General features: G+C 59.1%; 22 protein-coding genes. 11 read left to right on the top strand and 11 right to left on the bottom strand.

What is annotated here, in order from left to right; all coding sequences use genetic code 11:
- The first annotated feature begins 31 nt into the window (after positions 1-31).
- Complete coding sequence (locus PG871_RS04930) at positions 32-2,620, top strand: PAS domain-containing hybrid sensor histidine kinase/response regulator (RefSeq protein WP_270726691.1); 2,589 nt, start codon at positions 32-34, stop codon at positions 2,618-2,620.
- Between the two features lie 3 nt (positions 2,621-2,623).
- Here PG871_RS04930 and PG871_RS04925 read toward each other — a convergent pair whose 3' ends face one another.
- Positions 2,624-3,532: a LysR family transcriptional regulator gene (locus PG871_RS04925; protein ID WP_270726689.1), complete on the bottom strand. Its 909-nt coding sequence runs from the start codon at positions 3,530-3,532 to the stop codon at positions 2,624-2,626.
- A 104-nt stretch (positions 3,533-3,636) separates the two neighbouring features.
- On the opposite strand from PG871_RS04925, the gene PG871_RS04920 reads away from it, so the two are divergent.
- The 6 genes from PG871_RS04920 to PG871_RS04895 all read left to right on the top strand — a co-directional run bounded on the left by PG871_RS04920 (position 3,637) and on the right by PG871_RS04895 (position 8,907).
- Positions 3,637-4,821 (top strand): lipid-transfer protein, encoded by a 1,185-nt coding sequence (locus PG871_RS04920; protein ID WP_270726687.1) that lies wholly within the window; start codon positions 3,637-3,639, stop codon positions 4,819-4,821.
- Between the two features lie 5 nt (positions 4,822-4,826).
- Positions 4,827-5,294 (top strand): FAS1-like dehydratase domain-containing protein, encoded by a 468-nt coding sequence (locus tag PG871_RS04915; RefSeq protein ID WP_270726685.1) that lies wholly within the window; start codon positions 4,827-4,829, stop codon positions 5,292-5,294.
- A gap of 12 nt (positions 5,295-5,306) precedes the next feature.
- Positions 5,307-5,720: a MaoC family dehydratase gene (locus PG871_RS04910; RefSeq protein ID WP_270726682.1), complete on the top strand. Its 414-nt coding sequence runs from the start codon at positions 5,307-5,309 to the stop codon at positions 5,718-5,720.
- Between the two features lie 23 nt (positions 5,721-5,743).
- Positions 5,744-6,892 carry an acyl-CoA dehydrogenase family protein gene (locus PG871_RS04905; RefSeq protein WP_270726680.1) on the top strand — a complete coding sequence of 383 codons (1,149 nt, stop codon included), beginning with the start codon at positions 5,744-5,746 and terminating at the stop codon, positions 6,890-6,892.
- Positions 6,893-6,902: 10 nt separating this feature from the next.
- A complete protein-coding gene (locus tag PG871_RS04900; RefSeq protein ID WP_270726677.1) occupies positions 6,903-7,727 on the top strand; it encodes an SDR family NAD(P)-dependent oxidoreductase in 825 nt (274 codons plus the stop codon).
- 100 nt (positions 7,728-7,827) lie between these two features.
- A complete protein-coding gene (locus tag PG871_RS04895; protein ID WP_270726675.1) occupies positions 7,828-8,907 on the top strand; it encodes a CaiB/BaiF CoA transferase family protein in 1,080 nt (359 codons plus the stop codon).
- Positions 8,908-9,095: 188 nt separating this feature from the next.
- On the opposite strand, the gene hemE is transcribed toward PG871_RS04895, so the two are convergent.
- Positions 9,096-10,130, bottom strand: a complete 1,035-nt coding sequence (gene hemE / locus PG871_RS04890) for a uroporphyrinogen decarboxylase (RefSeq protein WP_270726673.1) — start codon at positions 10,128-10,130, stop codon at positions 9,096-9,098.
- Positions 10,131-10,336: 206 nt separating this feature from the next.
- Here hemE and hemC point away from each other — a divergent pair, with 206 nt between their 5' ends.
- Together hemC and PG871_RS04880 are read left to right on the top strand one after the other, a co-directional pair.
- Positions 10,337-11,296, top strand: a complete 960-nt coding sequence (gene hemC, locus PG871_RS04885) for a hydroxymethylbilane synthase (RefSeq protein ID WP_270726671.1) — start codon at positions 10,337-10,339, stop codon at positions 11,294-11,296.
- Between the two features lie 103 nt (positions 11,297-11,399).
- The gene (locus PG871_RS04880) at positions 11,400-11,969 is read left to right on the top strand and encodes a hypothetical protein (RefSeq protein WP_270726669.1); all 570 of its coding nucleotides are present in this window, start codon (positions 11,400-11,402) and stop codon (positions 11,967-11,969) included.
- Positions 11,970-12,018: 49 nt separating this feature from the next.
- Here the strand turns inward: PG871_RS04880 and hemF are convergent, their stop codons facing one another.
- The 4 genes from hemF to clpS form a co-directional block, all read right to left on the bottom strand.
- Positions 12,019-12,912 carry an oxygen-dependent coproporphyrinogen oxidase gene (gene hemF / locus PG871_RS04875; RefSeq protein WP_270726667.1) on the bottom strand — a complete coding sequence of 298 codons (894 nt, stop codon included), beginning with the start codon at positions 12,910-12,912 and terminating at the stop codon, positions 12,019-12,021.
- Between the two features lie 76 nt (positions 12,913-12,988).
- Positions 12,989-13,789: an SDR family NAD(P)-dependent oxidoreductase gene (locus tag PG871_RS04870; protein WP_270726665.1), complete on the bottom strand. Its 801-nt coding sequence runs from the start codon at positions 13,787-13,789 to the stop codon at positions 12,989-12,991.
- A 48-nt stretch (positions 13,790-13,837) separates the two neighbouring features.
- On the bottom strand, positions 13,838-14,821 hold the full coding sequence (locus PG871_RS04865) for a class I SAM-dependent methyltransferase (protein ID WP_270726663.1): 984 nt from the start codon (positions 14,819-14,821) through the stop codon (positions 13,838-13,840).
- A 25-nt stretch (positions 14,822-14,846) separates the two neighbouring features.
- A complete protein-coding gene (gene clpS, locus PG871_RS04860; protein ID WP_054003380.1) occupies positions 14,847-15,185 on the bottom strand; it encodes an ATP-dependent Clp protease adapter ClpS in 339 nt (112 codons plus the stop codon).
- A gap of 94 nt (positions 15,186-15,279) precedes the next feature.
- On the opposite strand from clpS, the gene PG871_RS04855 reads away from it, so the two are divergent.
- Complete coding sequence (locus PG871_RS04855) at positions 15,280-15,981, top strand: HAD family hydrolase (RefSeq protein WP_270726658.1); 702 nt, start codon at positions 15,280-15,282, stop codon at positions 15,979-15,981.
- Positions 15,982-16,209: 228 nt separating this feature from the next.
- The gene (locus PG871_RS04850; RefSeq protein WP_443020466.1) at positions 16,210-17,592 is read left to right on the top strand and encodes a D-alanyl-D-alanine carboxypeptidase family protein; all 1,383 of its coding nucleotides are present in this window, start codon (positions 16,210-16,212) and stop codon (positions 17,590-17,592) included.
- A gap of 63 nt (positions 17,593-17,655) precedes the next feature.
- Here the strand turns inward: PG871_RS04850 and ccoS are convergent, their stop codons facing one another.
- The 5 genes from ccoS to PG871_RS04825 form a co-directional block, all read right to left on the bottom strand.
- Positions 17,656-17,814 (bottom strand): cbb3-type cytochrome oxidase assembly protein CcoS, encoded by a 159-nt coding sequence (gene ccoS, locus PG871_RS04845; RefSeq protein WP_054003383.1) that lies wholly within the window; start codon positions 17,812-17,814, stop codon positions 17,656-17,658.
- A 4-nt stretch (positions 17,815-17,818) separates the two neighbouring features.
- Positions 17,819-20,005: a heavy metal translocating P-type ATPase gene (locus PG871_RS04840; protein WP_270726647.1), complete on the bottom strand. Its 2,187-nt coding sequence runs from the start codon at positions 20,003-20,005 to the stop codon at positions 17,819-17,821.
- Between the two features lie 2 nt (positions 20,006-20,007).
- Entirely contained in the window at positions 20,008-20,469 is a 462-nt protein-coding gene (locus PG871_RS04835; RefSeq protein ID WP_270726645.1) for a FixH family protein, read from the bottom strand.
- A complete protein-coding gene (gene ccoG / locus PG871_RS04830) occupies positions 20,466-21,902 on the bottom strand; it encodes a cytochrome c oxidase accessory protein CcoG (RefSeq protein WP_270726643.1) in 1,437 nt (478 codons plus the stop codon). The genes PG871_RS04835 and ccoG overlap by 4 nt, the downstream gene beginning before the upstream one ends.
- Positions 21,903-22,010: 108 nt before the next feature.
- Positions 22,011-23,006, bottom strand: coding sequence for an AraC family transcriptional regulator (locus tag PG871_RS04825; RefSeq protein WP_270726640.1), 996 nt, complete (start codon positions 23,004-23,006; stop codon positions 22,011-22,013).
- Between the last annotated feature and the right edge of the window lie 207 nt (positions 23,007-23,213).

The raw sequence follows: 23,213 nt of genomic DNA, 5'->3' as shown, positions 1-23,213 counted from the left end.
GCGCGCCCTTGGCTTTTCCGGATCTGATGACATGACGTCCTCGGCCCCTGATACGACTCCGATCTCGTCGCTGCGCTCCCCCTTGTCCAATTCCGCCCCCAACCATTTCTCCCGCAGGGTTGGCTTCCCGCTCGTGATCTTTGCCACGGTTCTGATCGTCTTGACCGCGGCGCTGTCATATCGTGTCATTTCCAACTTCAGCGGTGTCAAACCCGAAGCTTCCGACAACGTCGGCTGGTCGCTATCGCAGGTCGAAGTTGAGGCCAGTGATTTTCACAACGCGATCAAGGTTGCCCTGTTTGAAACAGATAAAAACCTCAGCCGTCTCCGCTTGCGTTTCGACATCCTCTACAGCCGGGTGAACACGCTACGCACGTCGCCTTTTTACCGGCAAGTGGATGAGATTTCCGAATTCTCCGGCGCGTTGGCCCAAACCTGGAGCATTCTGCAAGCCACGGTGCCGCTGATCGACGGATCAGACGCCAATCTCGTGGCGGCCCTGCCTCTGCTTGACCAACGCGCTGCTGAATTGCGCGAGACGACACGCACGCTGTCCATCTCCGGCCTGACCTTTTTTGCCCTTGCCGGAGATGCTAACCGGGCGGCGATTTCGACTATGCTACAGCAACTCGCAGGACTGGCCGTGTTGCTGTTCGCAACGCTTGCGGCGCTGACGATTTACGTGCTGTCTATCTATCGGAAATCCCGCGCCCGCGGCATCGCGCTGGCACAGGCAAACCAGCGCATGCAAACCATCCTGACAACGTCGCTGGATGCGGTTCTGGTAACAGATTTGACGGGTCGCGTGTTGGAATTCAACGCAGCAGCGGAACGCATTTTGGGCTACAGCTTTGAAGAAGTGCGTGGACGTCAGATCATCGAAATGGTCTCACCTGACCACATGCTGCAAACCCACATGTCCGCCGCCGAACGCATCCGCAATCGGGACGCCGACACCATCGAAGGCAAAGGCCGCGTAACCCTCACCGCCAAACGCGCCAACGGCGAAATATTCCCCATCGAGTTGTCGATCAACCGCGCGGACGACGGCCAACAAGAGCTGTTCATCGCCTTTCTGCACGACATCTCCAAACGGGTTGCCGCTGAAAAAGAGTTGCAGGAAACCCGCGACCGCGCGCTTGCAAGCGAACGGGCCAAAGCCGAGTTTCTCACGATGATGAGTCATGAGATCCGCACACCTCTTAACGGCGTGCTCGGCAATCTGACCCTGCTGGCCGACACCGACCTGACAACCGACCAAACGCGATATTTGCGCAATATGGACATTTCCGGCCGCCTGCTGATGCGTCATGTCGACAGCGTGCTCGACGTCGCCCGCTTTCAGGCGGGCAAGCTTGAATTCAACATCGCCTGCACGGATCTCAGCGCGCTGTTGTCAGAGCTGATCGACAGCCAGTCGGGGCAAGCGGGCAATCAGGGCACCGTATTGGCCTGGCGCTGGGTTGGCGCGCCAATGCCGTGGGGGCGCACGGACCGCGCTGCGCTGGAACAAGTGCTGCTTAACCTTCTGGGCAACGCCATCAAGTTCACCCCAGGCGGCAGCGTATTAATCGAAATCGAAAAACTACCGGACCAAGCGGGCGACACGCCTGTGATAGAATTCCGCGTGATCGACACCGGCATTGGCTTTCCGCCTGACGACGTGGCCACGGTGTTTGACGATTTTGTCACCTCCGACACCTCTTTTGGCCGCGCGACGGGTGGCACCGGTCTTGGTCTCGGCATCACCCGCCGGATCGTTCAGGGACTGGGCGGCGCCATCGGGGTGGAAACAACACCGGGCGAAGGTGCAACATTCTGGGTACGCCTGCCGATGGAACAGGACCGCGCCCCGGGCAGTGCGCAAGCGACCTCACAAGAAGACGCCATCGCAGCGCAGATGTCAGTGCTGCTGGTCGAAGACAACGCGATCAACCGCGAAGTGGCCACCGAATTGCTGGAGAAAGACGGCCACAGCGTGGTCACCGCTGCCGATGGGCAGACCGGTGTCGACCATGCGGCAAAATCGCAGTTTGACCTGATCCTCATGGACATCACCATGCCCGGCATGGATGGGCTGCAGGCCACACAGGCCATCCGCCGCGGCAAAGGAGCCAGCCGCAATGTCCCGATCATCGCCGTCTCGGCCAACATTCAACCGCAGGACCGTGACCGCTTCCTTGGTGCCGGCATGAATGCGTTTCTGCCCAAACCGCTCGATCTTGCAGAAATGCGGCGCGCATTGGCCGATATGCAAACGCCGCATGATGCCAACGGCGCGCCCCTGATCGACACGACCCAACTGGCGGCCAACCGCGACGGTATGGGCGACGCCACCTTTGGCCGCCTGCTGATCCGGTTCTTTTCCGAGGTCGATGACCTGATCGCCGAAACTGCGCCGTTGCAAGACGACGCGCTAAACGCAATCGCCACCCGTTTGCACACCATCGCCGGAAGCGCGGCCGTTTTCGGCGCCGCACAACTGCGCCAAACGCTGCTGCAAGCCGAGGCCAGCGCCAACGCCCAAAATTGCGCGGACACCCGCCACTATTTGAATCAACTGGCGGCGATATGGGACGACACCAAATCCGCACTGACCCCTCTCGCCCCTGCCGCTTGAAAGCTAGGGCATCTGCGCGTCGGACGTGGGCGGATAATCCTGCACCGCCTTGCGAAACCAACCCAAAGCGCGATCCTGTCGCCCGCTGCTGCGATAGGCAACGGCCATCGGCAACGGCTCTTGCAGCCCATAATCCAGCACATCAAACCGCGAGCGAAATTGCCGCGATCGAGCATAGCTGTCCACCACCACACCAATGGCCTCGCTGCGCTCGATCAGGCCCGCTGCCATGGTGAAGTCCTCCATGATATGTAGACTGCGCGCCGGATCACCATCAATTTGCTGCATCAAATGCTGGATCGGATCCGCATAAGGCCCGCGCAATTCCGGCACAATCAACGGGTAGGCCGCCACCTCTTGCGCACTCACCAAGCGTCCCGCCAATGGATGCCCGCGACGCACATAAAACTGTGCCACAAGGGGCGGAAGCGGATCACAGCGCACCCCAGCCTCCGCCATCAAAGGGCGTGCTGGTCCGACAATGGCATCCAGATCCCCCTGTCGAAACAACTGCACCGCCGCTTCAAATGGCGCCCCACGCATCTGCACCCGCACCTCGGGATGCGCGCCAACAAGCGCCCAAATCGCGCGGCTCATCAACCCTTCAAGCGAGCTGGAACTCACCCCGATGCGCAGCACCTGTTCACGGCTCTCCCGCCCTGCGCCAACATCCGCCACGAGCTGATCCATGTCCGCCAGAATGCGCGCCGCCCGATCAATGAACGCCCGACCCGCAGCCGTCGCCGCCACGCCGCGCGCGTGCCGGTCAAACAACGCCGCTCCGACCTCCTGCTCCACATCCGCCACCGCCTTGGTCACGGCGGATTGCGTCACGTTCAGCGCCCGCGCCGCCGCTGTGATCGCAGAATGGCGGTCCACGGCCACGACATAGCGCAACTTCGTTAGGTTCATCTCACCTCCAATACATTCCCAAATGGAATACCTCGCGCCCACATTGAATTTGCCAGATACCCCCGTCAAGCCGATACTCCGCGCAACATCTGGGAGGACATTACATGACCACTGAGGCCATCGTTGCCGGTGTCGGCATGATCAAATTCGCCAAACCTGGCGCATCCGACAGTTATGACGCTATGGGCGCCGCCGCGATTGGCGCTGCTCTTAAAGACGCCGGGCTGAACTATGCCGACGTGCAGCAAGCCTACGCAGGCTATGTTTACGGCGACAGCACTTGCGGTCAAAAAGCGCTCTATCACGTGGGCATGACCGGCATTCCGATTGTGAATGTGAACAACAACTGCTCCACCGGCTCCACCGCGCTGTTTCTGGCACGCCAAGCGATCGAACACGGCATCGCAGATTGCGTTCTGGCCGTGGGATTTGAGCAAATGCAGCCCGGCGCGCTTGGCAGCCACTGGACCGACCGCCCGACACCGTTTGATGATTTTGATGCGGCCTGCGACGATCTTGTTGGCAATTCACAAGTTCCCTTGGCTTTGCGCTACTTCGGCGGCGCCGGAAAGTCACATATGGAAAAGCACGGCACCGAGCTGACCGATTTTGCCAAGATCCGCGCCAAGGCCTCCCGCCATGCATCCAACAATCCGCTGGCGCTGTTTAATCAGGAAATCACCGCCGATCAGGTCATGGCAGCCCCTGTCATGTGGGATGGCGTCATGACCCGTCTCATGGCGTGCCCGCCCACCTGTGGTGGCGCGGCCGCGATCCTCTGCTCTGAAAGCTTCGCCGCCAAGCACGGCATCGACCAAACCGTGCGCATCAAAGCACAAGCCATGACCACTGACTATGCGTCGACCTTTGAGGCGCGCGACATGATGCAGGTCGTCGGCTACGACATGACCGCCGAGGCTGCCAAACAGGTGCAGGACCAATCCGGCATCGACATCGCCGACGTGGATGTGGTCGAATTGCACGACTGTTTCGCGCACAACGAGCTCATCACTTACGAAGGCTTGGGCCTGACGCCCGAAGGCACCGCGCAGAAGTTTATCGCGGATGGCGACAACACCTATGGCGGCAAATATGTGACAAACCCCTCAGGCGGTCTGCTGTCCAAAGGCCATCCGCTTGGCGCGACCGGTCTTGCACAATGTTATGAGCTCACCCATCAACTGCGCGGCACCGCCGACGCCCGTCAAGTCGACGGCGCGCGCACCGCCCTGCAACACAATCTTGGTCTAGGCGGCGCCTGCGTCGTGACCCTCTATCAGGCAGCTTAAACGTTATGGGAATTTTTGACCGATCCACTGAAGGCCACGTCACGCCGCCCGTCGAGGTCACGCTCGAACGCGGCGCCATTGCCTTCTTTGCCGAAACCATTGGCGAGGCAGACCCCGTACATCTGGACGCCGACGCCGCTCGGGCTGCAGGCCACCCTGATATTCTGGCTCCAGCGACCTATGCCGTGGTCGTGGGTACTTTCGCAGGCCAAAAAGCTGCCCGCCAAGGCCAGCCCGATCTGCTCACGCTGATCAACGGCGACCTGCGCGTGCTGCTACACGGCACCGAGGCCTACGACTATCACGGCCCGATGTATGCAGGCGACACTGTGTCGGTGCAAAACGAGGTCACGGGCTTTTCCGACCCCAAGGGCGGCAAGCTTGAGATCGCCCATGTCACCACCCGTATCACCCACGCCGAGCGCGGCCCGATTGTAACCGCCACCCGCGGCATCATTCACCGGCTGGGCTAAGGGAGACAGACCATGACAATTACACCTCAAAACGCCCAAATCGGCGACATGATCCCCGATCACAAATTCGGCCCTGTCACCCGCAAAACGCTTGCGCTTTATGCTGGCGCGTCCGGCGATCATAATCCGATCCACATCGATCTGGACTTCGCAAAAAACGCTGGCATGGACGACGTCTTTGCCCACGGCATGTTGTCGATGGCGCAACTCGGCCGCCTCGTGACCAACTTTGCTGGCCAAGCCAACGTCCGCCACCTCGACACGCGGTTCACCGCGCTCACACCGGTGGGCGCGATTGTCGACTGCACAGGCGAGGTCACAGACCGCCGCGAAGAAGACGGCGAAACGCTGCTGACCTTGAAACTCGCGGCCCATATCGACGACGGCACCCAAACCCTCAAAGGCGAAGCGATCATCGCTGTCTAACCGCCATTCAAAGGACGCCCAACATGCCCAACCACATGTGGATGCAAGAAGACCACCAAGCCTTCGCCAGCACCGTCAAACGCTTCTTTGACGAAGAAATCACCCCCAACAAAGACGCCTGGACCAAAGCCGGCGTGATCCCGAAATCACTTTGGAAGAAGGCCGGTGAGCTTGGTATTCTCGGCGCCACCTTCCCCGAAGAACACGGCGGCCTCGGCCTGTCGCGCCATTTCGATGCCGTGACCTTCCTTGAACAAACCAAAGCCGGCGACAGCGGTTGGGGCGTGTCCGTTCACAACATCGCCGCGCATTACATCACCTCCTTTGGCACCGAGGAACAAAAGGCCCGCTGGCTGCCCGATCTGGCATCCGGTCACAAAGTCGCCGCCATCGCCATGACCGAACCCGGCACCGGCTCAGACCTGCAAGCGGTCAAAACCACCGCCATCCGCGACGGCAACGAATACCTGATCAACGGCTCTAAAACCTTTATCACCAACGGCGGGTCCGCCGATCTGATTGTTCTGGTTGCCAAGACCGACCCCTCGGCCAAGGGACGTGGCGTGTCGCTTGTGGTGGTCGAAACCGAAGGACTCGAAGGCTTTGAGGTCGGCCGCTGCCTCAAGAAAATGGGCATGAAGCGCAACGACACCGCCGAGCTGTCTTTCCAGGACGTACGCGTACCGCTCACCAATCTGATCGGCACCGAAGAAGGCCAGGGCTTTATCCAGCTGATGAAGCAACTTCCGTGGGAACGTTTGATCCTTGGCTATATGGCGCTCGGATCGTCGCAATGCGCGCTCGAGCACACGCTGGCCTATGTGAAGGAACGCAAAGCGTTTGGTCAGCGCGTGATGGATTTTCAGAACACTCGCTTCAAACTCGCCGAAGCCGCCACCAAAATCGAACTGCTGGCCGCGTTTTGTGACCAATGCCTCGCGGAATTGGACGACGGCAAACTGACACCGGAAAAGGCCGCGATGGCCAAGTGGTGGGGCACGCAAACCCAATGCGAAATCGTTGACGAATGCCTGCAACTGCACGGCGGTTATGGCTACATGTCCGAATATCCAATCAGCGAACTTTATACCGACGCCCGCGTACAGAAAATTTACGGCGGCACCAATGAAATCATGAAAGAAGTGATCGCCCGATCGCTCGACTTGGACTGAGGACACCCTGATGAAACTCACCGGCAAAACCGCCTATGTCACCGGCGCAGGCAACGGCATCGGCCGCGCTGTTGCTCTGAAACTCGCCGCCGAAGGCGCCAACGTTGTCCTCAATGATCTGAGCAAAGGTCCCGCCCAAGCCGTGGTCGATGAAATCACCGCCGCCGGTGGCAACGCCATCGCCGTGGTCGGCTCTGTGACCGAAGACGGTTTTGCCGAACGGTTCATCGGCGCAGGCGTGGAAAAATGGAACGCCATCGACATCATCGTCAACAACGCGGGCTACACGTGGGACGCTCAAATCGGCCACATGACCGACGACATGTTTGACGCCATGATGGACGTGCACGTCAAGGCGCCTTTCCGAATCCTGCGCGCGGCCTCCGGCTTTATCAAAGGCGCCGCCAAACAAGAGGCGGAGCAAGGCCAAGAAGTCTTCCGCAAGGTTGTCAACATCTCCTCCATCGCAGGCACCGGCGGCAACTTTGGCCAGGCCAACTATTCCTCCGCCAAATCCGCGGTTCTGGGTCTGACCAAAACCATGGCCAAAGAATGGGGCCGCCTCAAAGTCAACGTGAACGCCGTGGCCTTCGGCTTCATCGAAACCCGCCTGACCGAAGGCACCGACGAAAAGAAAACTATCGAGATCGACGGCAACACAGTCGGCATCGGCATCCCCAAAAAAATGGCCGCCGGCGCGGCTGCGGTGATCCCTCTCGGCCGCCCCGGCACACCCGAAGAAGCCGCCGATGGCGTCTATTTGATGTGCTGTCCGGAGTCGAACTATGTCTCCGCCCAAGTGCTCACCGTCGGCGGCGGGCTGAACGGTTTGTAATTGACTGGCTCGGCCGACAGGCCGGGCCACGCTCCATTGCCCGACAGGGTCTTGCGCAGCAAGATCCCGAAAGGGACACTCCCCACTGAGGACACCTCCCATGCTCCAAGGCATACGCATCATCGAAATCGAGGGCCTTGGCCCCGGCCCTTTCGCCGCCATGCACCTCGCGGACCTTGGCGCAGACGTCATCACCATCCACCGCAAAGGCGGTGCTGCGATCACCGCGGATCGATCCGTGCTGGACCGGGGCAAACGTTCGATTGCGCTCGACCTCAAAGATCCCGACGACCTTGCGACCGCCAAAAAGCTCATCGCCACCGCTGATGGGCTGATCGAGGGCTTCCGCCCCGGTGTGATGGAACGCCTTGGCCTCGGCCCCGAAGACCTGCGGTCAGACAACCCGCACCTCGTATATGGCCGCATGACAGGTTGGGGCCAAACCGGACCGCGTGCGCAAACCGCAGGCCACGACCTCAACTACATCGCCCAATCCGGCGCATTGCACTACGCCTCGGAACCCGGTTCGCCACCGATCACCCCCGCCACGCTGGTTGGCGACATCGGCGGCGGCGCGCTCTACCTCGTCATCGGCATCCTCTCCGGCATCCTTAACGCGCAACGCACCGGCCAAGGCACCGTTGTTGACGCCGCCATCGTCGACGGCTCCGCACATATGATGACCCTGCTGATGGCCCTGAAACAGGCCGGCGGCCTCGCCACGGAACGCGGCGCATCTCTGCTCGACGGTCCCCACTGGTCCCGCAGTTATGCCTGCGCCGACGGCGGCTACCTCTCCGTGCAATGTCTGGAGCCACAGTTCTACGCCGCGTTCCTCGCCAAACTCGACCTGACAGACGACCCCGAGTTTACCCGCCAGCACGACAAGGCGCTCTGGCCCAAGCTCACCACCCGCCTCACCGACCTCTTCCTCAGCCAACCGCGCAGCCACTGGGAAGCGCTCTTTGACGGCTCCGACGCCTGCGTCGCCACCGTGCTTTCCCCAAAGGAAGCTGCCGAAGCACCGCACACCGCAGCCCGTAACATATGGCAAACCCCCAACGGACACCTACAAGCCGCCCCCGCCCCGCGCTTTGACGGGCAAACAGCAGCCATCCCCCCCGCCCCAGAACGCGGCGAACATACGGACGAGATCCTCCGCGATCTGAACGCGATCTAGCGCCGACCCAACGCTTCCTTTTGCCTCAAATATCCCGGGGGTGTCCCGCCAGCGGCGGGACTGGGGCTGGCCCCCTCAATGCCATAAGCTGCAACGTGCGCTGCCTTAACGCAACGGAGGCGCGCCCAAGGGCGCACCTCCGCTAAACAGTCGCAATACCGACGCGATACAGACGCCGCAAAACGTGGTTAACGCTTACGCACCGCATCAATCATCAATTGCACATTCTCAGGATCGGCATCCGGCGTGATGCCATGCCCCAGATTGAAGATATGCGGCCCCTTGCCAAAGGCCTCGACAATCTTGCGGGTCTCATCCACCAGATCCTGTCCACCAGTCACCATGTGGCTGGATTTCAGGTTCCCCTGAACACAGCCATCAACCTGCACGTTGGCGGCCGCCCACTGAGGCGTCACACCGTCGTCCAGCGCCACACAATCCGCACCCGTCGCCTTGCCAAACCCGACATAGCGCTCACCCGCACCACGCGGGAAGGCAATCACCGGAACATCCGGATGACGTGCCTTCAGCTCGGCAATGATTTTCTTTGTTGGTTCAAGCGCATAGCGGTCAAAATCAGCCCCCTTGAGCGAGCCCGCCCAGCTGTCAAACAGCTTCACGACCTCGGCGCCTGCCTCGATCTGTTTAGACAGATAATCCACCGTGCCTTCGCTGATCCGGTCGATAATCTGGTCGAACACTTCGGGGTTCTCGTCCTTGAGCTTGTGGGCCGGCCCCTGATCCGGTGTGCCACGCCCCGCCACCATATACGTCGCCACTGTCCAAGGCGCACCGGCAAAGCCAATCAGCGTGGTTTCTTTGGGCAATTCACGGCGCAAAATTCGCACGGTTTCATAGATCGGATTGAGCGTTTCATGAATGGAACCGACACCATTCAGCTTGTCAAAATCAGCCTGAGATTCAATCGTAGACAACCGCGGACCTTCGCCCGTCACAAACCACAGATCCGCGCCAAGCGCCTGAGGCAAAAGCAAAATATCAGCGAACAAGATCGACGCGTCAAAGCCATAACGCCGGATTGGCTGCAATGTGACCTCTGCCGCCAATTGCGGGTTATAACACAACGACAAGAAGTCGCCCGCCTGCGCCCGCGTCGCCCGATACTCCGGCAGATACCGCCCCGCTTGGCGCATCATCCAGATCGGCGGCGTTTCAAGGGTTTCACCGGCCAACGCCCGCAGGATTGTTTTTTCTTGTGTCATGCTCACCCTCATATGTGCGCCAAAAATGCATCTCGTTGACATGTATCAAGGAATCGCAGGCTTTTGCATGTCCTATCACATCAAAACATCTTCACAGCGACACTCTGTCCCCGCCACCCCACATTTTTGTCCGCTCTCACGTGGAAAACCCTGCTCAACCCCATCCGCGCTTGCCAGACCGCCCGCTCAGGATTAGATCAATTCCCATGACTTTACCCAAGCCTTCCCCCGCTTCGCCTCTTAAAATCGGCACCCGAGGTTCTCCGCTGGCCCTTGCTCAGGCCTATGAAACCCGACGCCGTCTGATGGGCGCATTTGATCTGCCTGACGACGCGTTTGAGATCGTGGTCATCACTACCTCAGGCGACAATGCGCAGCTGATTGCCAAGGACAAACCGCTCAAGGAATTGGGCGGCAAGGGGCTCTTCACCAAAGAGATCGAAGAAGCGCTTTTGGTTGGCGGTATTGATATTGCCGTACACTCGATGAAGGATATGCCCGTTGCGCAGCCCGACGGACTTTCGCTCGACACCTATTTGCCCCGCGAGGACACCCGCGATGCGTTTGTGTCACCTGATGTAACCAAGCTTGCCGACCTTCCCCAAGGCGCAACCGTGGGCACCTCGTCTCTTCGCCGTCGTGCGCAATTATTGCATTTCCGCCCCGACCTGAACGCAGTGGAATTTCGTGGTAACGTGCAGACAAGATTGAAAAAACTTTCTGCCGGCGTCGCGGATTGTACGTTCCTAGCAATGGCAGGTTTGAACCGTCTTGGCATGTCGCACGTCGCAGCCTCCGCAATCGAGCCCGAGGATATGCTACCCGCTGTCGCGCAGGGTGCGATTGGCATCGAACGACGCGCCGACGACAGCGCCACCGCAGCGCTTCTCGAAGCGCTGCACGACACACCGACAGGTCAGCGCCTCGCTGCAGAACGCGCCTTCCTTGCCGCGCTGGACGGGTCTTGCGATACGCCTATCGCGGGCCTTGCCGAGTTGGATGGATCGACCCTGCGTTTGCGGGGAGAAGTCCTGCGCCCAGACGGCTCAGAAAGCATCGCCGATGACCGTACCGCCCCCATAGAGGACGGCGCCGAATTGGGCGAAGCGATGGCGCGCGACCTTCTCGCCCAAGCCGGTGAAGGGTTCTTCGCCTGGCGCTCTTAACCTTTCCGCGGCGTTAATTACCTTCATTCCGCACCAATCCCATCACGATTTGGCCATGTTTCGCAGCAATTCTGACTGCGACGCGTGAACAGAGGATGGACTGATGAACGCAATGACACGGCTTGGCACATTGGGTGCCGACAGCTGGAACACATTGAACGCTGCCCCGGTCGACTCGGGCTACAGCTTTAGCGAAACCAACGGGCGCTTCCAGCACTCCGGCAGAAGCGAGACAATTCTGCGTTTTGTTGGGCTGACCTTCGTGATGGGCGCGCTGGTGCAATGGGCTCTACCCAATATCAGCTTCGCTGGTGGTGCGGATTCAACCAAAGCGTTGTTGTCGATCGCCTTTTCACTGGTTGGCATGGCCATCTACCATTTCGGGGTACGCGGCCACCGCAGCGAAATCCGTTTCGACCCGACCAAAGGCGAGGTCGTGGTGTCTGCGCTTAACCGGCAGGACCGCCAAAAGGCCGTGCGTCGCATCCATCTAAGCAAGGTCAAAAGCATTTATGTCCGCCGCAGTGACATGCCCGCGGGTCAGGCAGCGTTGCGTATCCGCTTAAACGGCAGCGCGGCTGAAATCACCGCCATCCGCGGCGACCATGACGAGATTGAATTGGCGCATGGCCTATTGTGCCGTGACATTCGCATGGCCAAAAAACGGCGCTAAATCAGAAACTAAAATCATTGAAGGCGGGCCCTAGCCCGCCTTTTTTGTTTCAAACCCACTTCGCCAATGGTGGCAGGCTCATCAGGACAGCATTGGCATCATGTCCGGTCTCAAGACCAAATTTGGTGCCCCGGTCATACACTAGGTTGTATTCAGCATAGAGCCCGCGATGCACCAGTTGCGCATCCTTCTCAGCCTCGCCAAAATCTGCATCACGGCGTTTTTCCACCAGAGGGACAAAGGCGGGCAAAAAGGCGCGGCCAATGTCCTGAATGAAGGCGAAATCAGCCTCCCAGTCGCCGCTATTATGATCATCCAAGAAGATTCCGCCAACGCCGCGCGCGCGTTTGCGGTGCGGGATATAGAAATACTCATCCGCCCAAGCCTTCAGGCGCGGATAATGCGCCGCACCGTGGCGGTCACAATGCGCCTGCTGGACGCCATGGAAATGCGCGGTATCGGCATCATATTCCAGACAGGGGTTCAAATCCGATCCTCCGCCGAACCACCACGCATGCGGGGTCCAGAACATGCGCGTGTTCATGTGCACGGCCGGACAATGCGGGTTCTGCATATGCGCCACGAGGCTGATACCCGACGCCCAAAAACGTGGATCATTTTTCATACCGGGAATGCCTTTGCGCGCGGCCATCGCCGCCTGCGCCCGCTCTCCCAATTCGCCATATACAGTGGAGACATTCACGCCGACTTTTTCGAAAACACGCCCGCCGCGCATCACCGACATCAGGCCGCCACCGGCATCTGATCCATCGTCGGACGCGCGCTTTGTTTCGGTCACTTCAAACCGGCCTGCAGGTGTTTCCGAAAAAGGGCCTTTGGCATGGCTATTTTCAAGCCCTTCGAAAGCCGCAACAATTTCGTCACGCAAGCTGCGAAACCAGGCACTCGCCTGTGCGCGTTCATCTTCCATTTGGTCGGTCATTTTGCCCCTCACTCCGGTCTTGCCAAAGGCTTAGCAGGCGCCGCCGTGTCAGACCAGTATCAGAGAGACACCCGCGTCAATGCGCCGGTGTCGACACCGGATCAACCAGCGACCGGCCTCCATCCAGCGTCACGATCTGACCTGTCATAAACCCCGACCCTTCAGAGGCCAAAAACTGGACCGCGTCCGCCAATTCGGTGGGCGCCGCAATGCGGCCCAAAGGCGTGCAATCCTCGATCTCTTCCCGACACTGACTGTTTTCCTTAAGCGTGTTCTTCAGGCTGGCCGACATAACCGACCCAAACGCCACAGAATTCACACGAATGCGCTCCGGTGCAAGCGCCACGGCCAGCGACCGTGTCAACTGATCCAATGCAGCTGTCGCAATGGAATAACCCAACAGATCGGGATGCGCCCGTTGCGCCGCAATGGAACTGAGGTTGACGATCGAGCCGACCTGCCCCTCATCGCGCCCTTCAGCCTGCTTAATCATCCGCCGCGCCACCATCTGCGACAACTTCAACGAGGTCATCAGGTTCTGCTGCAACATCGCATCAACTGTGGTGTCGTCCGGATTAAGCGGTTCAGACGCAATCACTTGCCGGCTGCCATTGATCAAAATGTCCACCTGGTCAAAGGCATCTATTGTGGCCGAGATCAGGTTGTTGATCGTGAGCTTTTCGCGCAGATCGCCGGCAAAATACCGCACACTGCCTTCGTCACTGTGCTCACCCAGTTCCGCAATCAAGCGTTTCTCATCCATATCCGCGAACATCACATTGGCGCCGTGGTCGACAAAGTGCCGGCCGATGGCAAGGCCAATGCCGTTGGCCGATCCAGTGATGATGGCCGTCTTACCAGCAATAGAAAATGACATGAACGATCCCCATAGCTCCGTCGCGATTCCGCACGAACTTACGCCGAATTACCGTTTAGCGCGAGATGGTCTCTGCGCATGCAGGATTTTAAAGCTCCGGTCGCCCGCAACCTCATCCACTTTAACAAAGCTTTCCCGCAACGCCGCCTCGTACGGCAAGTGCCGGTTGGCCACCATCCAGAGATGCCCTGACGGGGCCAACACCTTGGCCGCCGTGCGAATGAATTGCACACCCAGATCGGGTTCTGCCCTGCGGCTTGTGTGAAACGGCGGGTTCATCACGACCGTGTCGACGCGACTGCCCGGCTTGAAATCACGCACATCATCCCAATGAAACTGCGCGCGTGTGTCCGTCACGTTCAACCTTGCGCAGTCCAAAGCAACATGGTCAGCCTCAACCAAATGCAGCACTTCGACGCCGTCCCGCTTCAGGATTTGCGCCGACAGATACCCCCAGCCCGCGCCCAGATCCGCCACCACCCGGCCCAACTTTGGCGGCAACGCCGCTGCCAGAGCCCGTGAGGCCGGATCAACGCCGTCTGCGGAAAACACTCCGGCGCGGGTCACAAACCCTTCGCCGGCGTCCTGCGTTTCTGGCGCGCGCCAATCGTCAAAATCGCCGCCCTCGAACCAGAAAATCCGTCCGTGCGACTTGGACACCGACCCGCTGAGATCCGCCCGCTTGCGGCATTCTTTCAGAAAACTCTCGATCCCGTCGGTCTTTTGTCCGTCAACAATCACAAAATCAGCGCAGGCCGCAGCGCGGGCCAACAGATCGCGTCCCTGCGCTTTGGCGCGGGGCAAAATCACCACTGCAACGCCATAACGGTCCGTTTCTGCGATCACCGTCTCAAATCCCGCTTGCGCAAATCCGTCATGGTCCGGCTTGAGCGGTTGAATGACTTCTACCCGGGCGCGATCCATCGCACTGAGGTCCGTATCAAGGCGCGGGGCAAAAACCGCAATCCGCCCTTCGGACGGCAATGTCAGGCCATGCTCTCGCACAGCAAGTGTCAATCTGGATGTGGACATGATTTTCTGTGACCCGACCTGCGGATCACTCCTTTTCCATGGTGCATTGCAGCGGGTGCTGATGACGCTGGGCGAAGTCCATCACCTGCGTGACTTTGGTCTCAGCCACCTCGTGACTAAAGACGCCAACAACTGCCACACCTTTTTTGTGCACAGTCAGCATTATTTCGAACGCCTGCGCGTGTGTCATTCCAAAGAACCGCTCAAGTATATGCACGACAAATTCCATTGGCGTGTAATCGTCATTCAATAGCAGGACTTTGTACATCGGCGGGCGTTTGGTTTTCGCACGCGTTTTAACGGCGACACCTACGTCGCCGTCATCGTCCTTGTCGTTGGACATCACCAAGTTGAACTTAGACATTTGTACCTGTGGCAAGTTTCGCGGTTCCCGTTTCGTGTTTATATAGACTGATCCACGCGCTAGAAAAGGGGCGACGCACCATCGGACCCTCACAATGGCCCAAAATCTCAGTACAATCGCATTTGATGCCGACGATACGCTCTGGCACACAGAGCGACTCTTTCGCCTGACGCAGGCGCATTTTGCCGATCTTTTGCGGGATTTTACAGACCCCGAACATCTGGAGCGCCGCCTCCTGGAGGCAGAACGTCGCAACGTCGGCCACTACGGTTTTGGCGTGAAGGGGTTTGTGCTCTCGATGATCGAAACCGCCATCGAGGTCACCGACGAGAAAGTCCCCGCCGCCGTGATCAGCGAACTCATGGCCGCCGGTCGCGACATGCTGCGCCATCCGATTGACCTGCTCCCCGACGCCGCCGAGGTGGTCGAGGCCACGGCATCCAGTCATAAAATTCTGCTGATCACCAAAGGCGACCTGCTCGATCAGGAACGCAAGCTGGCACAATCCGGCCTTGGTGACTTGTTCGACTGGGTCGAAATCGTCTCCCACAAGACGCCGGACGTCTACCAAAAGGCCTTTTGCAGACATGGAGACGGGCCGGCACGGGCGATGATGGTGGGTGACAGCATGCGCTCAGACATTGTGCCAGCCATCAGCGTGGGCAGCTGGGCAGTGCATGTTCCGCATGGCGTAGCTTGGGCATTGGAGACCGACGACGCGCCAACGCACAGCGCACGGTTTCACGCGCTCACACGACTAGGTGATTTGCCTGCGTTAATATCTGAAATTGGTTGAACCAGCCCATTTGCCACCCGTTATCGCATATGTAGTAGCCTGCCCTCACGCAGCCCCCAAATCTCGCCCCAAGCGACGTCAAAAACCCCTTAGATACCTTAAGTCAGTCGTGCAAATCTTCGGAAACATGGACTTTATTCAAAGCGTGGCCTGTGTTAATGTCGCGTCAATAATAATTGGCCAGACCGGAAAACCGGCGGCTTGAGGCAGATAAAAAGGGCAGTTCTCTTGAAGGTTCGGCGTATATGGCCGGCCCGTGCAGGGCTAGGTGTTTTTCTACTTGTGGTGACCATGTGCATGACGCCCATGGTGTCTTTTGCTGCGCCTTATGCGGCGATGGTCGTAGACGCCCGCTCGGGCAAGGTGCTGCACTCACGCAACGCCGACAGCCGTCTGCACCCTGCTTCTTTGACCAAAATGATGACGCTCTACATCGCCTTTGAGGCGGTGGAGAACGGTGAGATCTCGCTCGACAAAAAAGTGAAAATCACCAAACACGCCGCAGCCGAGCCGCCCTCCAAGCTTGGGCTGCAAGCTGGTCAACGGATCGCGCTACGGTATCTCATCCGTGCAGCAGCGGTAAAATCCGCAAATGATGCCGCCACCGCCATTGGTGTGGCCATCGAGGGATCCGAGGCCGCGTTTGCCCGCCGAATGAATCGCACAGCCAAAGCAATGGGCATGTCCAACACGACGTTTAAAAACGCACATGGACTGACCGAATCCGGACACCTATCCACGGCGCGGGACATGACCACGCTTGGGCGGCACATGCTTTACGACTATCCAGAGTACTACCATCTGTTCAATCGCCGCTCCATTAATGCAGGCATTGCGACCGTGAATAACACCAACCGCCGTTTGCTGAACGCTTATGCTGGTGCTGACGGAATCAAGACCGGCTACACCAACGCCGCCGGGTTCAACCTTGTTGCCTCTGCGAAAAAAGGCAACAAGCGTGTGATCGCAACTGTGTTTGGTGGCCGTTCAACAGCCACCCGCAACGCCCGCGTCAAAGAGCTTTTGGATCTCGGGTTCTCCCGCACCGGTACCGCAGTGGCCCTCCGTAAGCCTAGTATGCCCAACTACACGGGGTCGGCAAAAAGCGTTGGGAAAACCATTCGCGTGACCACCGCCGTCAAAAAATCCTTGCGCCCCAAGCTGCGTCCCGGAAGCATTGGTGCCCCGAAAACAGCGCCTGTGACCGTCGACAATCAAGGCACCATCGTGGCCGAAGCCAAAGTCATCGAGCATGATATCCAGTCCGCGTTGCTGGCAGCCCAAACCGACTCCGGCGTGGTTTTGGCCAAGGCTGAGCCTGCGCCACAAGCCCCCCCTGAACCCAAGGTTGTGACCCGTATCTCGACCTCGGGCGGACGGCATTGGGGCATTAACGTTGGCCGCTACGGCAGCCGCTATGCCGCCGAAAAGATGTTGCTGAAAACCGCGCTGGCAGAAATGTCGACGCTGGATGGATCTCTGCGAAAAGTTGTCAAAAACTCACGTGGGTTTGAGGCCAACTTTATGGGCATGACCCAAGAAACCGCAGACCTCGCCTGTCGACGTCTGCAAGCGCGCCAGATCACCTGCTACACGCTCGGTCCATCTTAATTAGCCACAGCTGCGATCACCTCTGACTGTCTCCGCCGTCGCATGGATGTCGGTGCGGTCATTTCACGTCTTAGGTTTGTCGTCGTACTGCCCTGACAGGATACGCTGCGCGTCGCCGTCGGGGTCGCTGTATTGGTCCGAACGCACGGTATAGACAAAGGCCACAAGGCCCACGCCCCCTAAAAAGAGCGATATCGGAATCAGATAAGCAAGGATCTGCATGGGATCACCTCAAGCGCAGCGCGTTCAGCGAGACTGTAATTGACGACAGCGACATCGCCAAGGCAGCAATCAACGGTGTCGCCAATCCGGCCACCGCCAGCGGCACCGCAACGATGTTATAAACCGTCGCGATACGGAAATTTTCGCGGATACGTTTGATCGCAGATTTAGATGTACTCAGGGCATCGGGAATGGGTGACAGATCCCCTCCCAGCAAGACGATATCGGACGCCACCCGAGCAGCATCCAGCGCCGACGCAGGCGAGATCGACACATGCGCTGCCGCCAGTGCCGCCGTATCATTCAGGCCATCGCCCACCATCAAAACGTGTTGGCCATTGTCTGTCATCACTTGCACCCGACGGGCTTTGTCTTCTGGCAAGGCTTCCGCCACCCAACGGGCAATACCCAACCGGTTCGCCAACGTTTCAACAGCGCCAGTCGTGTCACCGGAGATCAGCACGACCTCGCGCCCGCTTTCCTTCAGCGCGCTCACGGCCTCTTCGGCCCCAGCCCGCAACGCATCCGCAAACAGGAACGCCTTGGCAGGGCTATCCCCGATCAGCAGATGTGCCGAAGTTTGCTCGCGTGCCTCTGCACCAACCCAATTGGCCCGACCCAGCCGCGCAAGCGTGCCATCCAGCCGCCCTTGTGTGCCGTACCCCGGAACCTCTTCGATTTCGCTCAGCCGCGCGGGCCGAATGTCCGCCGCTTGCCCGGCCTTTGCAATCGCTTGGCTCAGCGGGTGGGAGGATCCCATCGCCAACGCCAGTGCAACGCTCATTTCCTCTTTCGAAAACGCATCCGCATTTGTCAGCTCCGGCGTCCCGGCCGTCAAGGTTCCGGTCTTGTCAAAAACCACCGTGTCAACTTGCGCCAAGCGCTCAAGCGCGGTGGCATGTTTGATCAACATGCCCTTACGAAACAGGCGCCCCGAAGCCGCTGTAGTCACGGCAGGCACAGCAAGCCCCAGTGCGCAGGGACACGTGATGATCAAAACCGCGGCCGCAATATTCAGCGCCGTGCGCAAATCGAAGGTGAAAAGATACCAGCCCAGAAAGCTCAACGCCGACAGAATGTGAACCCCCGGCGCATAAAGCTTCGCCGCCTTATCGGCGAGCGTGGTGTAGTTGGACCGCCCACTTTCGGCTACGGCCACCAGATCGGCCATGCGGTGCAAACTTGTCTTTTCGCCCACGGCGGTTGCGCGCACCACCAACGGTCCTGTCAGATTGACCTCACCCGCGCTGACGCCAAGGCCGGGTTCCGCAAACACAGGCAGGGTTTCGCCCGTTAGCAGCGACCGATCCAGCTCGCTGCGCCCTTCGATGATCTCTCCATCCACGGGCATCCGCCCACCTGGGCGCACCAGCACCAGATCCCCCACGGCCAGTGCGCTCACCTGAACGGTCTCTTCGGCGCCGCCGGCAATCCGTGTGGCGCGCGGCACTTCAAGCGCGGCCAACTCTTCAGCCGCAGATCGCGCCACCGCGCGCGTACGGTGATCCAGATACCGCCCCGCCAAAAGGAAAAATACCAACGCCAAAGCCGCGTCAAAATAGGCGTGCTCGCCCGACAGCGACGTCTCCCAAAGCGAGGTCACCACCGCCAACACAATCGCCAACACGATTGGCACGTCCATATTCAGACGTTTGTGTTTCAGCGCAGCCCACGCATGGACATAAAACGGCTTGCCGGAGAACAGGATCGTGGGCAGAGCAATCGCTGCAGAAATCCAATGGAACAAATCACGCGTCGCTGCCTCGGCCCCGGACCAGACCGAAATCGACAACAACATCACGTTCATCGACGCAAATCCGGCCACCGCCAGCCGCATCAACAAATCGCGCCCCGCTTTGTCATTTTCCGTTGCGCTTAGCGTGCCAGCGTCCAGTTCATGCGCTTCATAGCCGACGCTTTCCAGAACTTTGGTCAAATCGGCTGCGGTGATTTCCGCGTCCGCCTCGACCGAAGCCCGCTTCAACGTCAGGTTCACCCGCGCCGATTTCACGCCCGGATGTTTCGCCAACGCGGTCTCTACTGTGGAAATGCACGCCGCGCAGTGCACCGAGGGCACCGATAAAGCAATCCGTGCGTCCGGCAGCGGCGCAGCCTCAGCCAAAGCCGCCGCCGCAGGGGCTGCATCACAGGCCGGACAGGCAGAAATCGAGGGACGCAGCGCTGCTGTCATACTCAGCCTTTCTGAACCCGCAGCACCACACGTTGTTCAAACGCCGTACCATCCAGCGCCGTCGCTTTCATACGGATGTTCCAGTTGCCGGGCTCCAGCTCTTCACGCGCCACATAAGCAGTGCCATCAAACTGAAAATCCGGACGTGTATCGTCTTGGACATGGGTCGCCCGACCAAGCACCGCATCCAGCGCGCTGACTTGCACCGGCTTGCCGTCCGCATCGGTGATCGACAGGATCAAAAGCCCGCCTTTGGCGCGCGCGTCGACGGTCCATCCCAATGTCTCCTGCGCGGCTTTCTTTGTGTTGAACTCTTGGCTCGCCACATAGGAGTTTTTCACTTCCAGCCCCGGAAACGTTGCCACCGCGTTGTAGGCCAGCGCCAAATTAACCGCGATAATGATGCCAAACGCCCCGACAAAAATCATCAAGGCATGGCGGCCGGTGAACTTACGTTCGCTCATCTTGTGCCCCTTCCGTTAAAGACCGTATCCTTGTGTACACGATCTCCGTTGCTGATGTCCTCAATCCAGAACCGGAACGGCGTCAAATCGCCGGCTGCCGGTTCCGAGCCTTTGGGCGCGATCACGTAGACCCGCTGGTTCAGCATCTGGTCCGCTGGCACCGTGACTGTCTCATATGCCGTGCCTTCCAGATCAATCCGCAAGGTCAAATCGCCTTTTACTGTAATCCGGAACGGGCGGTCCTCGCCATGTTTGTTGCGCAAGCGCACCTCATATGTATTGCGGATTGACCCATCCGACAGAGTCACAAAGGTCGGGTTACGCACCGGCGCCACCGTCAACTCAATGTCTGACCGCATGAACAAAGCCACCACAAGCGCGATGCCCACCACGGACCAAAGCGTTGTGTAAAGGATCGTCCGGGGCCGCAGAATGTGCTGCCAGGCCGGACGCGGGGCGCCGCCATCGCGCTCCCGAGGTTCATCTGACAGAGCCAGATAATCAACCAACCCGCGCGGCTTGCCGATCTTGTCCATGATGTCGTCACACGCATCAATGCACAATCCGCAGGTGATGCACTCCATCTGCTGTCCATCGCGAATATCGATGCCCACAGGGCACACGTTCACGCACGCCATGCAGTTGATACAATCGCCTTGAGTGTCCTCGTCAACGCCGCGCGCTTTGCGTGGCTCCCCGCGCCACTCGCGATACCCGATGGTCAGCGTATCCTCGTCCATCATCGCGGCCTGAATGCGCGGCCACGGGCAGGCATAGATACAAATCTGTTCGCGCGCAAAACCACCAAAGAAAAAGGTCGTAAGCGTCAAGATCGCCATAGTGGTATAGGCCGCCGGATGCGCTTGACCGGTCACCAGATCCACGGCCAACGTAGGCGCATCCGCAAAATAAAACACCCAAGCCCCGCCGGTCGCGAGCCCGATCAAAAGCCACGAAATCCACTTGGTCACCCGCAGGCGCACTTTGCGGAAATCGAGCTTTTTCTGGCGATGCAGACGCAGGCGCGCGTTGCGGTCACCCTCGATCCAGCGCTCCACCAGAATAAACAAGTCGGTCCAGACCGTCTGAGGGCAGGCATAGCCGCACCACACCCGCCCCGCTGCCGAGGTAAACAGGAACAACCCAAGCCCCGCCATGATCAACAAACCCGCTACGAAGTAAAATTCGTGCGGCCAAATCTCGATCATGAAAAAGAAAAACCGCCGGCTTCCAAGGTCGATCAAAACCGCCTGATCCGGCAGGCTGGGGCCTCTGTCCCAACGCAACAACGGCATCAGGTAATAGACCCCCAAGGCGAACGCCATGATGTACCACTTCAGGCTCCGAAAGCTGCCTTTCACACGTTTGGGGAAAATCGGCTCGCGGGCCGCATACAGCGAAGGCTCGGGGGGCGTGGTCACGGAATCACTCACTCATGGCAATGAAATCTAAGCGGTATTTCGCCCATCTTAGCACTTTGTAGCTTTGACCTGTGTCAAATCACACATCTCTGAGTCAACTTTTAGCAAGGCCTTGGTTTTTCAGGCCTCCTCCAGCCGCGCCTGACTGGGTGTTAATCCGGTCCAACTGTGGAACGCACGGTAAAAACTGTTCGGGTCGCGATAGGCCAACAAATAAGAGATCTCCTCGACACTCATGTCGCCGCGCCGCAAATAGACCATCGACAAATCCGACCGCGTCGCATCCAAAACGTTCTGAAACGTTTCGCCTTCGGCGCTCAAATGGCGCTGTAGGCTGCGACGACTTGTCAGCAATCGCGCACAGACTGCGTCCACCGATGCCTGCCCCGCTGGCAAAAGCTCCAAAAGCGCGTTGCGCACCCGCAGCGCCATCGGCGTGTTGCGCTTTTGCTCGGCCAACTGCTTGGTCAATTCCCGTTCAAACCCGGCCCAAAGCTCGGCGTTTTCCGAGATAAGCGGTCGATACGCGTCTTCTCGCGAAAGGGTTAGGCTGGGGCCGCCGCCATCAGCCGCACGCCGCCCAAAAAACCGATCATAATCGCCCTGATCCACCCGCAAATGCGGCATCTCAACGCCTACAGGCACAATGTCCACACCCGTGAAATTGCGACAGATTTCAAGGAAGTAGACCAACTCAAAGGCAATCATGATGTCCGGCATGACAAATGCCGGATCGGAGGTGGCAAAGTCCAGTTTCACCTCAGTTTTGGTTTGGGTAATCCCCAACCGGATCGGCGCGACCAATGGCTTGAACACCGCCAACCGCTCTAGGCCGACAGCGATGTTGGGGCTACAGGAAAACGCAAATAGCGCCGGCGCAAACGGTCCCTTGGCAAGCGCGCGCGCCATGCGCATCGGAATGTCGCGGCCGTACGCTTCTTCTTCTATGGCGTCCCAAACCGCATAAAACTGCGCCGCAGTGATGCCGCGGGGATCCTGTTGCACGAAATCGGACGGCATACCCGCCCGTCGGAGGATTCTCTCGGTGGGCAGACCCAACAAATCAAACATCTGCATCGACATCTTCTGAATTGGATAACGTGGCTGCTTTTGCATCAATGGTCCCCTGACCGACAATACGACGCCACACTATGGCACAAGTCCCACCGGATTGGCACAATGCGCGAATGAATTGGCGCAATCCGCAAGACGTTTTTCCGAAAAAGTGGGAGGAATAGGGTATCGGCCTTTCCAGGAAACGCGCGAACAGGACGGAAAGACCGATACCATTGCCCTGTGACAGGGCATCCAAGAGCCGCCGGA

It is taken from the genome of Shimia sp. Alg240-R146, from assembly GCF_947331465.1.
Classification (GTDB): Bacteria; Pseudomonadota; Alphaproteobacteria; order Rhodobacterales; family Rhodobacteraceae; genus Shimia.
Note: the sequence above shows the minus strand (reverse complement) of the source record. Positions and strands in the feature narration are given on the sequence as shown.

What these genes read in the sequence shown, in the direction of transcription:
- PG871_RS04930 (WP_270726691.1), top strand. Translation starts at nt 32, where the DNA reads ATGACGTCCTCGGCCCCTGATACGACTCCGATCTCGTCGCTGCGCTCC.
- PG871_RS04925 (WP_270726689.1), bottom strand. Translation starts at nt 3,532, where the DNA reads ATGAACCTAACGAAGTTGCGCTATGTCGTGGCCGTGGACCGCCATTCT.
- PG871_RS04920 (WP_270726687.1), top strand. Translation starts at nt 3,637, where the DNA reads ATGACCACTGAGGCCATCGTTGCCGGTGTCGGCATGATCAAATTCGCC.
- PG871_RS04915 (WP_270726685.1), top strand. Translation starts at nt 4,827, where the DNA reads ATGGGAATTTTTGACCGATCCACTGAAGGCCACGTCACGCCGCCCGTC.
- PG871_RS04910 (WP_270726682.1), top strand. Translation starts at nt 5,307, where the DNA reads ATGACAATTACACCTCAAAACGCCCAAATCGGCGACATGATCCCCGAT.
- PG871_RS04905 (WP_270726680.1), top strand. Translation starts at nt 5,744, where the DNA reads ATGCCCAACCACATGTGGATGCAAGAAGACCACCAAGCCTTCGCCAGC.
- PG871_RS04900 (WP_270726677.1), top strand. Translation starts at nt 6,903, where the DNA reads ATGAAACTCACCGGCAAAACCGCCTATGTCACCGGCGCAGGCAACGGC.
- PG871_RS04895 (WP_270726675.1), top strand. Translation starts at nt 7,828, where the DNA reads ATGCTCCAAGGCATACGCATCATCGAAATCGAGGGCCTTGGCCCCGGC.
- hemE (WP_270726673.1), bottom strand. Translation starts at nt 10,130, where the DNA reads ATGACACAAGAAAAAACAATCCTGCGGGCGTTGGCCGGTGAAACCCTT.
- hemC (WP_270726671.1), top strand. Translation starts at nt 10,337, where the DNA reads ATGACTTTACCCAAGCCTTCCCCCGCTTCGCCTCTTAAAATCGGCACC.
- PG871_RS04880 (WP_270726669.1), top strand. Translation starts at nt 11,400, where the DNA reads ATGAACGCAATGACACGGCTTGGCACATTGGGTGCCGACAGCTGGAAC.
- hemF (WP_270726667.1), bottom strand. Translation starts at nt 12,912, where the DNA reads ATGACCGACCAAATGGAAGATGAACGCGCACAGGCGAGTGCCTGGTTT.
- PG871_RS04870 (WP_270726665.1), bottom strand. Translation starts at nt 13,789, where the DNA reads ATGTCATTTTCTATTGCTGGTAAGACGGCCATCATCACTGGATCGGCC.
- PG871_RS04865 (WP_270726663.1), bottom strand. Translation starts at nt 14,821, where the DNA reads ATGTCCACATCCAGATTGACACTTGCTGTGCGAGAGCATGGCCTGACA.
- clpS (WP_054003380.1), bottom strand. Translation starts at nt 15,185, where the DNA reads ATGTCTAAGTTCAACTTGGTGATGTCCAACGACAAGGACGATGACGGC.
- PG871_RS04855 (WP_270726658.1), top strand. Translation starts at nt 15,280, where the DNA reads ATGGCCCAAAATCTCAGTACAATCGCATTTGATGCCGACGATACGCTC.
- ccoS (WP_054003383.1), bottom strand. Translation starts at nt 17,814, where the DNA reads ATGCAGATCCTTGCTTATCTGATTCCGATATCGCTCTTTTTAGGGGGC.
- PG871_RS04840 (WP_270726647.1), bottom strand. Translation starts at nt 20,005, where the DNA reads ATGACAGCAGCGCTGCGTCCCTCGATTTCTGCCTGTCCGGCCTGTGAT.
- PG871_RS04835 (WP_270726645.1), bottom strand. Translation starts at nt 20,469, where the DNA reads ATGAGCGAACGTAAGTTCACCGGCCGCCATGCCTTGATGATTTTTGTC.
- PG871_RS04825 (WP_270726640.1), bottom strand. Translation starts at nt 23,006, where the DNA reads ATGCAAAAGCAGCCACGTTATCCAATTCAGAAGATGTCGATGCAGATG.